The following is a 14486-nucleotide window of genomic DNA, read 5'->3' on the forward strand; positions in this document are numbered from 1 at the left end:
CTTAATCGGTTTGAAACGAAATATGTCTGTCTTTTCAACGTCTAGAGACAGACTTTTTGATGTACCATCAGAGCCTGATGGTCGTACTTATGCTTACGATTTTCCCCCTCCTTCTGTTGCAAGGAAGAGCTATGTAAGGATAGCTTAATCAAGAGAAACGTATCTGAAGCAACATTTCTTTGTGTATACAATGGATATATTGGCTTCTATCTGTTATTGTATAGATAGGCATGAAATACGAGAAATATATGTCGTGGAAAAAAACACCAAATGAGGGATTATTTGATGAAAGCGATCACATTTCAGTCGTACAACGAGCCATGGCTCATCGTTGATCTTCCAGAACCATCATTGGAGCCTGGACAAATTTTGGTTAAGATGTCCTTTGCGACGCTAAATCACCGTGATCTTAATATTCATGCAGGGATGTTCCATGGTTTCCCTCCTCCTATGGGAGCCACTTCTCAGATTATGGGTATTGAAGGATCTGGAACGATTGTTGAGTCTCGGGATGAGATGCAGACTTTCCCCATAGGGACACGTGTCTTTTTTCGCGAGGCATACAATCTCCCTCACGGAGGAACCTGGCAAGAATATGTAGTTGCGAGTCCAGCAGATGTTATCGCGATACCAGAAGGACATTCTTTGACTGAAGCAGCAGCATTACGTCAGAGCTATCAATCTGCTCTCCTGGCTTTAGAGCTTGGGAAGGCTCAATTTGACGCTCAGTCCAGACAGACCATCTTAGCACCTGGGGTGGGAAGTGCAGTCGGAAATGCTACCATCCAGCTTATGCGAGCATATGGACTTTCCAACGTCATCACAACTGCGGGCCAGACCACTAAGCTCCAGCGAGCTCAGGAAGCGGGCTATGAGCGCATTATCGATCTCTCGCAAGAGACATTGTATGATGGGGTTATGCGCTTAACACATGGTGAAGGTGTTGATCTTGTGGTAGAGATTCTTGGTGGAGCCTATACACAGCAGGCCTTGACCACCCTGAAGCGAGGGAGAACTCTTGTTGTCGTAGGGTTTGTGCCAGGAAATATTCAACTGCACATCCCCATTTTTGATATTCTAGCCTTTCGTCGTGGTATTGTGGGGATGAATATTCTTCTGACGCCTCAGCAAGAACGGGATCGAGCTATTGAGAAGATCGTAGAGCTCTGGTATGCAGGGCGTATCCATCCTCTTGTTGATCAAATTTTTCCTTTCACGGAGATTGAACAGGCCCAAAGGTATTATAAAGAGGGGCGTCCGTTTGGAAAGGTCCTGCTTCGTTTTGAATAATGGCTTTGTCTCCTGTTTCATGCCAGTCTCTGTATGCATCCAGATGATAGTGTAAAAGTGTGTGGCATAGAGGCGCGACCAGTTGGCAGTAAGTAAGAATTTTCAATCTCTGTACTGAGACTGAAGATTCTTTATGAGAAGATAAGAGGATACTGCTTGCCTGTAATCGTGTCACTCTGTTGTGGTCAATCTATCTCTAGCAATGGGAGGGATGATGGCAGAGAAAACAGAGAAGCGGCCCTCTCAATGTGAGAGAGTCGCTTCTCTGTTAAGGTTTTGTAGGGGAACTAGTAGCGTTCGCTGCGATAATTTGAATTAGAGCGCCGCTGATAGCTGCCACCGCTGTTTTGACGCTCGCGCGCCTCGTTGACTGTGATAGTACGCTCACCATATTGAGAGCCGTTCAGCTGTTCGATAGCGCGCTGTCCATCCTCATTGGTGTTCATGTCGACAAAGCCAAAACCTTTGCTGCGTCCAGTTTCACGGTCTGTAATGACTGTAGCAGAGCTTACAGCACCGATTGGCTCAAAAAGGTTTGCCAGGTCGTTATCATTTGTCTGGTAGGGAAGTCCGCCAACGTAAAGTCTCATGTAGTTATGCTCCTGTATGCACTGGTCATCTCACGCTCGTAGAAACCGCTTCTCACAGGAGCAATGCAATGATGTTGTTATTCATACACCTATATAAACAGGGGAGGCGAAAGGTTTATTCCCAGATGCAGACCAAAAAAAATATTGCTGAAAAATCTGTTTTCAATAGTCTGAAGCTGTCAATCTACCTTTACAGAGAGCGATCCCTACCTGTCTAAGGATAATTGTTGGCGAATCTGCAAAATTTTGATCTCTGGTGGGAGTGAAGTGAACTGGTTTTTGTGCAACCAGAGCTCCTGTAAACTATGGAGTTGTCCAAGCTCTGTTGGAAGCGTTGTTAAACGATTTCCGGATAGAGAGAGGCGTTGGAGCTTGCTTAGTTGTCCGATTTCGGCAGGCACAGTCAGCAGTTGATTTTTGTCCAGAGAGAGTTCTTGAAGGTTGCTCAGTCGACCAATGGCTGCCGGGATCGAAGTAAGCCGATTTTCTGCGAGTGCAAGTTCTTCGAGTTGATGTAAATGACTCAGTTCTACTGGCAATGAGGTCAGCCGGTTCCAGGACAGGATAAGCCGCCGTAATTTTTGTAGTTGACCAAGCTCAATGGGTAGTGAGGCTAGCCGATTTTGCATCAGAAAAAGCTCTTGCAAGTTCTGTAGTTGACTAAGCTCAGTTGGCAATGTCGTCAACAAATTTTTAGAGAGAGAGAGTAACTGTAAATTCTGTAGCTGGCCAAGTGTGGCCGGAAGGGCTGTCAGGCGATTCCACTCCACCGAGAGTGTCTGAAGAAGCTCGGCCTGGCCAAGTTCAGCTGGCAAAGATGCCAGCTGGTTTCCTCCCAGATACAATTCGTGGAGATGACATAATTGCCCAATCTCGGTAGGTAGAGAGACCAGACGGTTCCAGGAGAGCACAAGTTTCTGGAGTTTTCTCAATTGCCCAACTTTTTCAGGAATGGCTAATAGTTGATTGCCTTCCAGTGAAAGTTCTTCAAGATTATGTAACTGTTCTATTTCGGTTGGTATGAACGTGAGCCGATTCCAGGATAACGAGAGACGACGTAAGCTCTTTAAATGAAACAGTTCAGGTGGTACTTCGCGTAAATTGAGGTCAGAGAGGTCGAGAATAATAAGTTCTCGGTTGGTATTATAACGGATCACCTGGGGCCTCGCATTGAGAGGGGCCAGAAGCTGTGCTACTATGAGTGCATCATGGCTACTTTCTTGTCCATCTATGATCATCTACATCTCATGGCGCAGTCAGCCCCTGCTTATAGCTGGTGATGAAGCGCCACTTCTCCTTTCCGTTAAATCCACTTCCCTTTTTCTAAATGATTTCAAGTATGGTGTCGGGAATAGATTCCAGCAAGCCATTATATGTAACGAGATTGCGAATTCCTGAACAGGTAGTAATGCGGTTTAGTGGCACACTTTCCAGGTTTATCCAGGTAAAAGGAAGTTAGTAATTATTACTGGCAGATAACAGACCCCGTGTACTCAGTGAAAATTCCTCCCCAAAACCCTTGACAAACATTCATTTTTATGTTATTATATATGTGTAATTATTCCTCGTTACATGCAGTATAGCTGATCCTTCTCCACAAATCAAGATCTTCTCTCATTGATTCACACACTATCTTGGATTTATATTGCGCTTTTTGCATATGCTGCTTTTCCCCCACTTTATCTATCTGATAGAGATGCTGTCATTACTTTCAGGTAGCAGTTCCAAAAGGCGTGGGGATCCACCTGGTCGCACTTCCACGATCCCTTGCGTGCATTTCAAACATGTAGCCACCGCTCTTGCAGTCTCTTCTGGATCATAGTTTCTCCAATGAGCTTTTCAGGCAACAACAGCGCCAAAATCAAGGTGAACGGTAATTAAAGAAAAGAAAGCCAGGAGGGGAGTCTCAAGCTAGAAAAATATCTGGTCCCGAGGGATTTTTGTTTGGTGGAAGATGAGATAGCCTCTAGCCTATATGTAGCCTATTTTGAGACTATCATCTCTTTCTCTTTGAAATGTATACTTGTTTTGTGAGGGCCAGGCATATAAAATATACACACGCACTCTTTTTTAAAGAGAAAGGGGGATAACACAAATGGCTTCTAACGACTCAATTAAAGAGATATAGTCTGTCTGCTGGTAGCTCTTTACAATGCAATGAACATATATTGAAAAGCGTGCAAGAAATCTATTCTCAATTATATTTTTCATTGCATTATTGTGCACCTTTTATCCATCATCTTATGGAGTTGGATCTAATGAATAGTTACATACCATTGGATTTAAAGGCGTTTCTGAATAATCGTGGTTGTACCCTATTAAGTGAGAATCATCTTGGTGCCCTTAGCCTGATGGGAGCCTCATTTCCTGCGGAGGAGTTCCCTTTTGACAAACCTTTGACGTTCTATGATATTCCATTTGAGCTGAAGCAGGCCGAGACAGGAGATAATATAGAATGCACTGAGCAGATCATTTCATTTGCTCCCTGCATGATGAAAGGGCTTCATATTCTGGGCACCTCAAGCAATACAGACTTATTTGATGATATTCTCTTTTTTCATAAAGGGGTCGTAGTGCATCGGAGTAAACTGTATTTATCGAGTTTTTCGTCATTGGTGCCAGCTTTTTCCGATCGCCTGGCTTTGACGTTAAGTTATCTCCACACACGTACAGGACGCTATGATCATATCAAGCCAAAGCTGTGGTATTATTCTTTAAAATTCCCTTCGCCGCAGACCGTAGAAAGCTTCCAATTCGCCGATAATCCCTCAATGCATGTTTTTGCTATGACGATTGAGACGGCATAGCCTGCAATAGGAGAGAGAGGAGATACCTATGCCTCAGCTTACCGTGTATACAAATGCTTTTCATAATTGCCGGGGAATTACCTTATCAGCAATGCTTCTCAGACTGGGGGTTCCCATTGATTATGTGTGGCATCAAGCAGGTTTGATCTATCAAGAAGAAGAAAAGACGCTCAAAATAGATCCATATTATCAGGATATTACTGAGAATGATCACGGTGTAAAATGGATGATCGAGCATGATACAGACCTGGAGAGCTATGTAAAACGTCTGTATGATATCCTTCAGTCGGGTCACACAATTGCTCTGATGATAGATACCTATTATCTTCCCTATTCAATCTATTATGAACGTGTTCATCATCCACATACTGTTGAAGCGTGTGCTATAGAAGATGGCCATGTCATTATTGCCGATCATCCCTACCAATTTTATGGTCCAGTCGCTCTTCACGATCTAAAGAAGTCTCTGGACTCTTACTATACGACCCTTTTGCCAGGGCCATATGGATTGCTCTATGCAGAAGCCATCAACGTTCCGCGCACATATACCAGAGAAGATTTGTATCAAGCGATTGCAGACAACTGTGCGGTAATGGAAACAAAACGCCTTTACGATCTGCGCCATGCCCCTCCCACTGCAAAAATCGGAATGGATGCCGTAAATGCGACGCTGCAAAAAGTTGAAGAGATCATGCAACAGGATCTAGCAGTAGTCGAAGAAGAGCTTGATACTATCTTTGGCGCACTAAAAGAAATCGCCAACTCGCGCCATTTTTTTTACAAATATTTGACCCTCTTTCAAGAAGAGGCCTTAGCTACTGTGATCCAGGAGACATCGCAAAACTGGATTGTGGCATCCCATCTGGTGTTACGAGGCAAGGCTGTTGGTGATCTACCAATAATGTGGCCAAGGGTAAAGAAGCGTTTAGTCGTTGCGAAAGAGAAGGAATTGAATAATATCCAGCTTCTTCATGATTTTCTTGCATCTCGTCCATAAAAATATCAGGAGTATTTACTTCTTTTGCCTCTTGCTACTACTCTTTTGTTTTAGCAGCAATGTTTATGGGGTATACTTTGTTAAAAATTAGTTCAAAAGAGTTTTAGTACTGTCGATAGTGAAGTGAAAATGTTCTCCTTGTGATGGGGACTGCTTTATTAAGTCCGGTTGTACTCAAAATTTGCATTCCTGTAGCTGTAGCTGGACATGCACCAGGCCTCGTATAGCATTACAGATATATATTTTTTCAGCCTCAACCAGATCATTCACAAAGAGAACTTTTTCCTCAATCGTCGCGTGACTTTCTAGCATCCGCTGGCGGTAGATCCCGTTCAGCAAACCACACTGTATCGGAGGAGTAAACAGGTGACCATCCTTTTCAATAAAAATATTACTTATGGCCCCTTCTGTTACTTCATCCCTTTCATTGAGGAAGATCATATCCACATGCCCATTTTCTTTGGCAAAGCGGGTCGCGCGGTCATAGAGGGTCCGGTCTGTTGTTTTGTGATAGAGCATGCGATTACGAGAATGGGTGCGTATTGAGCTCAAAATAATGGTACGAGGAGAGGTGGAGAGAGTCTCTGGTTGCAGGGGGAGAGTTTCACCCTCTATCTGCCCGGTCGAAAACAGTTTTAGCCGGACTTTATAGCGACATCCTCGAACAAGATGTACTTCACTATTGGCCAGGGCGTCTTCAATCCTCTTTCGATGATACGGATAGCCAAAGTATCTGGCTGAGTTCGCCATCCGTTCTAGATGTTTGTCAAGAGAGCAATATCCTTCATCCCAGAGGATTGTTTCTAGAAGTGCAAACTCAGAAGCGTTTGTTGTCAAAAAGCGTGCCTTGATTGCACATTCCAGATACTCATCAGCAGGTTGAGAATCATAGGTGATGCCACTCCCAACACCCATTTCGCCCTGTCCCTGTTCAAGGACAATGGTCCGAATGGCAACATTAAATACGGCCTTTGCTTCGCTTGTGAGAGAGCGAGGCGCAAAATAACCGATGGAACCTGTGTAGACTCCACGTGGAGAATCCTCCAGTTCTTTAATAATCTCTATCGCTCTCATTTTAGGAGCTCCCGTTATAGAGCCACAGGGGAATAAGCTCTGGAATAGTTGAGAATAGTCTATCTCCTCTCGCACTCTCCCTTGTACGGTCGAAGTCATTTGAAAGAGCGTCGCATACTGCTCAATCTCAAATAGATGAGGAACTGTAACGGAACCAATCTGGCAGATGCGCCCCAGATCATTACGCAACAGATCAACAATCATCACATTCTCGGCTCGATTCTTTGTATCATTGTACAGCCATGCTGCCTGTTCGTCATCCTCAGCTAATGTGCAACCTCGCGGAGCAGTTCCTTTCATTGGTTTTGTGATAATCTTTTGCCCATCAGCCCGGAAAAATAATTCTGGCGAAAAACAGAGAATGTCTTGATCTGCTGTTCGTATATATCCTCCATAACGTACCTGCTGCTTTTTTTTCAGGGCTTGATAAAAGGAGACAGGTGAACCGGAGAAAGTGAAATTGTAGCGACCAGTAAAATTGACCTGATAGACATCACCTGCGCGGATGTACTCTTTGATCTGCTCTATTTTGTGATGATAGGCTGATTCATCCAGATTAAAATGAAGATCCTTGACAAGGTATGGAGCATCCTTTCGCGTTGGATGAGAGAAAGATAAGGACGGCTCTGTCTTGCTCAGGTGATTGAGAACGAGCGGCTGCTTGTATACTCCGAACCAGGCGAGAGGTTTTTTCTCACTGGAATAATCGGCGAGGCCCAGTTTTTCGAGAGCATAGCCACACTCGTAAGCAAAGTATCCAGCAACATAATAGCCCTGTTGTACATACATCTGGATCGAAAGAAGGAGATGTGAGAGCTCTGCTACCCGATGAATCTTCAATATCTGTATGGGGTTGGAAAAGAGAAAACTGGACATATTTTCCTGATCTTGCAGACTACTCTCCAGCAAAACCACATCTTTTTCTTCCTCAAGGAGTTTATACCATTCATCAGCAAGTGGTGCCGTAGAATTTATTCCGCCGTTCGATTGTTGATTATATTGCATCAGTGTTATTTCACATCTCTTTCTATGTAATATGTAAATATGCGCAAAATAATTTTTTGTCAACTCTCTTATGATCAGGTATTTCACCATGAGAGTTGGGAAAAAGAAAAAGAAGCTAGCATCAAGCAAGTAACCATTTTATTTTCACATATGGGATCAAGAAAAACCATGCTCAGCAGTTTTTCTGGTGGACTTTTGGATACTTCATTGATCTTACAGAAGGCTGAAGAGATCGTTTAAGACTTCTGAGACGCTTGGGTGGGTAAAGATGGTATCGCGGAGGATCTGGTAATCCATATCAGCATGCATTGCCATGGCCACTGTATTGATGACCTCATTCGACTCAGCGCTATAGAGGGTGCAGCCGAGGATCTTATTGGTGTGAGCATCGACTATCGCTTTGAGGAGCCCTGTAGTTTCGCGCATTATCTGGGCACGGGTATTGGCTCCTGCTGGCAGCTTCGCTACTTTGATCTCGTAATTCTGTCGTTTTGCCTCTTCTTCAGAGAGACCGACATGTGAGAGGGGTGGTGTAATAAAGACGGAATAGGGAACATGGTGGCGTGTGAGTGTTGAGCGTTTGCCATCTCCATAGAGCTGGTCACGAACAATGCGGAAATCGTCCAGCGAGATATAAGTAAACTGTGGGCCACTGTTGACGTCGCCAAGGGCCCAGATATGTGGGACGTTCGTACGTAGATGCTCATCAACCTTCACAAAACCACGCTCGTTGGTAGCGATTCCTGCCTCAGCGAGCTTTAATTCAGTGGTCACTGCTGCACGTCCTACTGCGACCAGGATCGCATCGCCCTTAATCTCCTGCTTCTGGCCAGATTCGTTCGTGTACTCAACAATGGTCTGTTCGGCCTCATCATGAATCCGCTGTACATTGGCATGGAAGTGGAATTGAATACCTTGTCCCTGCATGGTTTGCATAACAGCTTCTGCAACATCGCGGTCCTGTGCTGGCAATAAGGTGTCTCGCTGCTCCAGAATGGTAATCTCTGAGCCAAAGGCGCGGTAGATGGACGCAAATTCTAGACCGACATAGCCACCACCGATGACGATCATATGATGGGGTAAGCGTTGCTTTTCCATGAGTGTCGTACTTGTGTAGATGCGCTGGCTCTGCTCCAGTCCCTGGATCTGAGGCATATACGGTTCAGTACCAGTATCGATAATAATATTGCCTGCCTGGATGTGGAGCGACTTCTGATTCTTGCTAAGAGTGACCTCTACCTCGGATGGAGAGACAAAACTGGCGAGACCATCGATAACCGTAACATTGGGGTTGGTATTTAGCGTGTCATAATTTTTTTTGCGCAGGGCTGTGACCAGTCGCGTTTTCTCATTGATAGCATTGCTATAATACATCTGCTTCTCTTCAAAGGTGCCAGGTTGATGTGTGGCGGCGTGTTCTGCGGATAACACGAGCGACTTGGTGGGGATACATGCAATGTTAATGCAGGTTCCTCCATACATTTCTTGAGACCTTTCGACCATCGCTACCTTATGGCCCTTCTTTGCCAGGAAGCCAGCAAGAGTTTTACCGCCTTTGCCAAAACCAATAATGAGAGTATCGAAATTTTCTGTTGTCATGAGTCTGCTCTCCGTTCCAGGTAGCTTTGCGATGGGAGGGATATTCCTGCCATCCGAACGATGCGGCGTAGCTGCACTCCAGGGCAGCGACAGGCTATTGCCATGCGTAAGGTCTGAATCGTTTTCTGAACATCCGACATTAATCATCCTATCACCAGACCCGAGAGACATCCAGCACGACAGCAGGGTATTGGTACCCGTTGCCCAACTTTTCCAGATGATGAAAAAAGGCACAGTTGCCAATAGAACTTCTCCATTGCCATCTATCAGAAGCCAGGCTTCATTCTTCTACAACACAATTTCTTCTATTGAGACCTTGACCTCCTTATGAAGCAGAGAGGTATCCGCTACCGTTTGATAGCCTGGAATGTGCCGAAGAGCCGCTTTTGGGGAACGTGGGAAGAAAAATTTGTTATACTTCAAGAAGTACATCTCACCCACACTATACAAAAGAATTTAAGCGTGCAGGCAGTACAACTTTTTGTATGCCAGTGGGAAAACAGAAATATATATGACCAGCGACCTCTTTTCCGTAGATAAAGCCTTGTTTTTCGTATAGTCTGAAAAGGAAAGAACTATGAGTAAAGATAAGACGGAACCAAAGAGACGAAGTCCGCGTTGGAGTTCTAATCGCCTATCAATGGAGCGGTTGGATTGGCTCCGGCAGGCTGTAGCAAGCCGGAGCAAGGCTCTTAACCATGAACTGGAATATCTCCCACTTCTGTGGAGATATACCTTACGACGTAGTAGTTTGCAAAGCCAGATAAACAAGTATCCTATGAGCTTATTTCAAGCCTGTTTGCATTTACAATATGAGCAAGAAGTGCGTGCTGCTATTGAAATTGTCAGTGACGAACTTGAGCACTTTAATCTACTTCATGTGTATTCTCAATATCTTCTTGAGAAGGGAAAGACAGATGAGTGCGAACAAGTGCTTTTGCGAGCTATAAGCCACGCACGTCAGATGAAAAATCATCATCATCGGTCCCGGGCTTTCGTAAGACTTATTAAGATTTTTGTCCAGCAACAACAGATCGAGAAGGCAGAGCTGTTAGCTAAAGAGATCGATAGCTCCTATGATAAGGCAGAGGCATTGGCCTCAATCGCTGTTTCGCTGGTCCTCGATCAGCAATGGGAACGTGCAGAAAAGATGATACGTCAGATCCAGGAGCCCATTCCATTGGTAGATGCCTTAAGTAAGCTAGCTGTGGCGTTGATGCAGATTCAACAACCAGAGAAGGCTAATACGTTGTTTGTTGAAGCTGAGAAAGTTGCCCAGAGGATCGACCATATATTATACAGAGAGCTAAGCCTGATCACTGTTGCCAACGCTTTGAAACAGGTTGGCCAATGGGAGAGAGTAGAGATGGTCGCCCGCCAGATAGAACGCTCTGATAGCAGTAATTATCCAACATCTTTGCTGGTAATAGTAAGGGCTTTTCTACAGGCAAGGTGGTGGGAGCGTGCTGAAGAGGTCGCACGTGAGATTGAGGAGTCAATATATCGGGTCTATGCATTTGATGAGCTCGCATATGCCTTCTGGCAGGATTGCCAATGGGAGAAAGCTCTCTCAGCAATAGAGATAGCGAAAGCCTCTGCTCGCCGTATATCATATGAGTACGAAAATACAGGCTTGATTCGTGTTGCCCAGATGTTAAATAACATGCACCAATGGGAGCAGGCAGAAGCTTTATTCGGCGAAATTGCCAATCCCGCCGAATGGGAAATAGCCGAATTGGCAATGGTGTTGGTCAAGAAGGCAGACCTGTTTATGTGCGATGAGCAGAGAGCAAGGGCCAGTGAGGTTCTTGTACAGGCTGAAGAGTTTGCTCAGAAAATAGAGAAGTCATCGCAGCGTGTACAGGTTTTAAGCGCTATCGCCATAGCTCTCTGGAATAACCAGCAATGGGAGCAAGCGGAGATTATGCTAGCTAAAGCAGAGGTAGCTGCATGTAAAGGAAAGGAGAGCCAGATACTAACTTTGGGCTCTCTGGTTAAAGTACTGGTCTATTCTCAACAGTGGGAGAGAGCCGAGATTGTGGCTCAGCAAGTTATCGATCCAAACGAGCGGACATATATATTACAAGACCTTTTTCTGTCGTTATGGCAGGCGCAGGAGTGGACAAGAGCCGAGTCGGTACTTACTCAAGCGGAGGCGGCAGCGCGAGATCCATTAGCCGATAGCGTCCAGGTTCCCTGTATGCTCAGTAAGATTGCGCAGTTGTGGAGACAAGTACAACGTTGGGAGCAAGCGGAAGAAGCAGTTCAGGGGATAAATCTCTACTATATGGGCGATGAAACGCGTGAGGTACTTAAAACTCTTGCGCAATCGCAGCAGTGGGAACGGTTTGTGATACTGGCTCGCACAATTGAGAGCCCTTTTGATCGTGCATCAATCATGAGTGAGATTGCACAGGAAATCATTCCGATGCAGCAATCAGAACGAGCACTGATGCTTCTGGCTGATGCCGAGGAAGCTGCCTTCAAAATCGAAGGATTAGAGCATCAAACCGTTAAAATATTGAGTAGTATTGCACTCTCTTTGTGGCAGTTGGGACAATGGGAGCGAGCTATGTCGATCCTAGTGGCTGCAGAAAACGCGTCAAAAAGAAAAAAAGCTAACGTACATGATACACAAATACTTCAAGAGGTAATCAATGTGCTTGTCTCAATTCAGAAATGGGAGCGTGAGAAAAGCCCGATGAGTGAAGACATGGCATCCCATGTGCGAGATATAGTTTTAGCGCATAGAGAGCAACAATGGGAGAGATTTGAGAAAATCATACTGGCTGAGGAGAAAGAAGTTGTCCGTGAACTATCGCTAAAAGATCTGGCTATAGCCTTGAGCGAGGTCCAGAGATGGGAGCAGGCTGAGAAGTTGGTTGCAGCACTTAGTACGCCGTCTAATCAAGCTTTTGTGCTTGGTTGGATTGCTCATAAACTCATACAGGAACAACAATGGTGCAGAGCGGAGGATTTTCTAAGTTGTGCAGAAAATATAGTGCAGAATAGAGCTAGTGATTACTCGGGTACGTTGGCCTGGTTAGCCAGAATATATGCCCAGGGGAGGCATTGGGAGAAGGTGGAAAATATAATAAAATTGATCAAAAGAAATAAAAGTAAAAATAGTGATTTTAAGAGCATAGTAGAGTATCTGGTTCAAGATCAGTGCTGGGATAAGGCAGAGGAGCTGACCTTTAGCATAGATGAAGAAACGTATGATCGAAAAGAAGCCGTAAAGATCCTGGCGAAAGCCCTTGGTGAAGCACAACAATGGTCGCGGTTGATAGCTCTTCTTCAACGTATCTGGCTACTGGCGGAGACACGTGAACAAGCTTTTTGTATGCCTGATCCATTGTATGAGCTCGTTAAGCAGTATCCATGGCTGGGTGTTCAATTCTATAACGTTTTTGTAACTGAAAAAAGTTGGTTGGCTCATCAGTGAATCATCTGTATCATGGTACCTGATAGCGTATAATAGAATTTGATATGGAATGCATAGTAGTGCGTCAATGTCATAACCAGGGAGATCTCATGGACAACCAACCAGATCAATCTCTACACGATCATTCTTTACCCACCTACACGGCTGCTCACTTAGTAACTCCTCTCCGGCAGAAAAAAGATGCTGATTTTGTCTTTTTTGAGCTCACACGCAGCATTTGTCCAGTGTGTCGTCGGGTCATTGATGCACATATCCTCTTACGCCATAATAAGGTGTATATGCGTAAGCGCTGTCCTGATCATGGCGTCTTTGAAGGACTGGTCTATGGTGATGCCCAGGCCTATACCTCGGCTGCTCGCTTTAATAAACCTGGCACGATCCCTCTGGCCTATTCTACAGCCATAGAGCGCGGTTGCCCACACGATTGCGGACTCTGTCCCGATCACCAGCAACATGCCTGTCTGGGCATTATTGAGGTTAATAGCGCTTGCAATATGGATTGTCCACTCTGTTTTGCCAATGCTGGTGCAGGCTTTAATCTGACGCTAGAAGAGGTCGAAGACATTCTCGATCACCTGGTAGAGACTGAAGGCAATCCGGAGGTTGTCCAGTTCTCTGGAGGTGAACCCTCTATCCACCCTCAGATCATTGAGATGATTACAGCCGCAAAAGCGCGGAATATCCGGCATGTCATGCTCAATACAAATGGGAAACGTATCGCCGATGATGATGCCTTTCTGGCACAGTTAGCACCTTTGAAGCCTTCTATCTATTTCCAGTTTGACGGCTTTGAGGCTGAGACCTATCGCCTGTTACGGGGTGAGCCCGATATTCTCCCTCAGAAACTGCGCGCACTGGATCGCCTGGCAGAGATTGGGGCACATGTTGTGCTGGTCCCGGCCATTGATCCCAATGTCAATCTCCATGAAGTTGGTGCTATCGTCTCCTTTGGTCTGAAGCATCCTGCGGTCCGTGGCATCAATTTCCAACCCGCATTTCAGTCTGGCCGTCATGGCGTCAGCGATCCTATGCAACGCCTGACCATCCCAGATATCCTCAAAGCCATGCAAGAACAGACCAGTGATCTTCTGATGGTCTCGGACTTTGTGCCCGTACCATGCTGCTTTCCAACCTGTAATTCGGTGACCTATGTTCTCAATGATGGGGATACGGTGCTGCCTTTGACGCGATTACTGAATGTCGATGATTACCTCGATTACATCTCAAACCGGGCCGTGTTGGACCTTTCAGATACTATTAAGACTGCCCTCGAAGGACTCTGGTCATCTTCAGCTGTTGCTGGCTCGGATAAGGCCGCTCAGCAATTTGCACTCTCATGTGCCGCCTGCGATCTTCCTGATGGCTTAGACCTGGGGGCGTTTGCGAAAAATATCTTTATGATTATGCTCCAGGACTTTATGGACCCCTGGACCTTTAATCAGAAAAATCTGATGAAGTGCTGTAAGGAGATTCTCTTGCCCGATGGCAAACAGATCCCTTTCTGCGCCTATAACAACGTAGGCTATCGCGAGCAGGCACGACATCAACTCCAGGCACGCGAACGTCAACGCAATCAGGCGAAACGGGCTGGTCTGCCTTATACACCAGAACCTTTGACATTCTCATTTGAGCAAAAGTAGTCATCAATCCTTCTAGCTTGTTGAACAAAGGAGCAGGCC

At 45.4% G+C, this 14486-nt stretch carries 9 protein-coding genes; 5 read left to right on the plus strand and 4 right to left on the minus strand.

Translation table 11 applies throughout. The features are described 5' to 3' along the window. Window positions 1–285: 285 nt before the first annotated feature. Entirely contained in the window at window positions 286–1290 is a 1005-nt protein-coding gene (locus EL628_RS11065) for a quinone oxidoreductase family protein (RefSeq protein ID WP_161975416.1), read from the plus strand. A 287-nt stretch (window positions 1291–1577) separates the two neighbouring features. Here the strand turns inward: EL628_RS11065 and rbp are convergent, their stop codons facing one another. Then, window positions 1578–1880, minus strand: coding sequence for an RNA-binding regulator (rbp, locus tag EL628_RS11070; protein WP_126580004.1), 303 nt, complete (start codon window positions 1878–1880; stop codon window positions 1578–1580). Window positions 1881–2086: 206 nt separating this feature from the next. Continuing rightward, window positions 2087–3118: a leucine-rich repeat domain-containing protein gene (locus tag EL628_RS11075; RefSeq protein ID WP_126580005.1), complete on the minus strand. Its 1032-nt coding sequence runs from the start codon at window positions 3116–3118 to the stop codon at window positions 2087–2089. Between the two features lie 1020 nt (window positions 3119–4138). On the opposite strand from EL628_RS11075, the gene EL628_RS11080 reads away from it, so the two are divergent. Both EL628_RS11080 and EL628_RS11085 read left to right on the plus strand, forming a co-directional pair. Next, window positions 4139–4687, plus strand: coding sequence for a beta-sandwich domain-containing protein (locus tag EL628_RS11080; RefSeq protein WP_126580006.1), 549 nt, complete (start codon window positions 4139–4141; stop codon window positions 4685–4687). A 28-nt stretch (window positions 4688–4715) separates the two neighbouring features. Next, a complete protein-coding gene (locus EL628_RS11085; protein WP_126580007.1) occupies window positions 4716–5684 on the plus strand; it encodes a hypothetical protein in 969 nt (322 codons plus the stop codon). A gap of 174 nt (window positions 5685–5858) precedes the next feature. Here EL628_RS11085 and pabB read toward each other — a convergent pair whose 3' ends face one another. Further along, window positions 5859–7763 carry an aminodeoxychorismate synthase component I gene (gene pabB, locus EL628_RS11090; RefSeq protein ID WP_161975417.1) on the minus strand — a complete coding sequence of 635 codons (1905 nt, stop codon included), beginning with the start codon at window positions 7761–7763 and terminating at the stop codon, window positions 5859–5861. Between the two features lie 213 nt (window positions 7764–7976). Beyond that, window positions 7977–9362, minus strand: a complete 1386-nt coding sequence (locus EL628_RS11095; protein ID WP_126580009.1) for an FAD-dependent oxidoreductase — start codon at window positions 9360–9362, stop codon at window positions 7977–7979. Between the two features lie 577 nt (window positions 9363–9939). Here EL628_RS11095 and EL628_RS11100 point away from each other — a divergent pair. After that, the gene (locus EL628_RS11100; protein ID WP_126580010.1) at window positions 9940–12807 is read left to right on the plus strand and encodes a hypothetical protein; all 2868 of its coding nucleotides are present in this window, start codon (window positions 9940–9942) and stop codon (window positions 12805–12807) included. Window positions 12808–12896: 89 nt separating this feature from the next. Further along, a complete protein-coding gene (locus tag EL628_RS11105) occupies window positions 12897–14447 on the plus strand; it encodes a radical SAM protein (protein WP_126580011.1) in 1551 nt (516 codons plus the stop codon). Window positions 14448–14486: the final 39 nt, after the last annotated feature.

The organism is Tengunoibacter tsumagoiensis (assembly GCF_003967535.1).
In the GTDB taxonomy this organism is placed as follows: Bacteria; Chloroflexota; Ktedonobacteria; order Ktedonobacterales; family Ktedonobacteraceae; genus Tengunoibacter; species Tengunoibacter tsumagoiensis.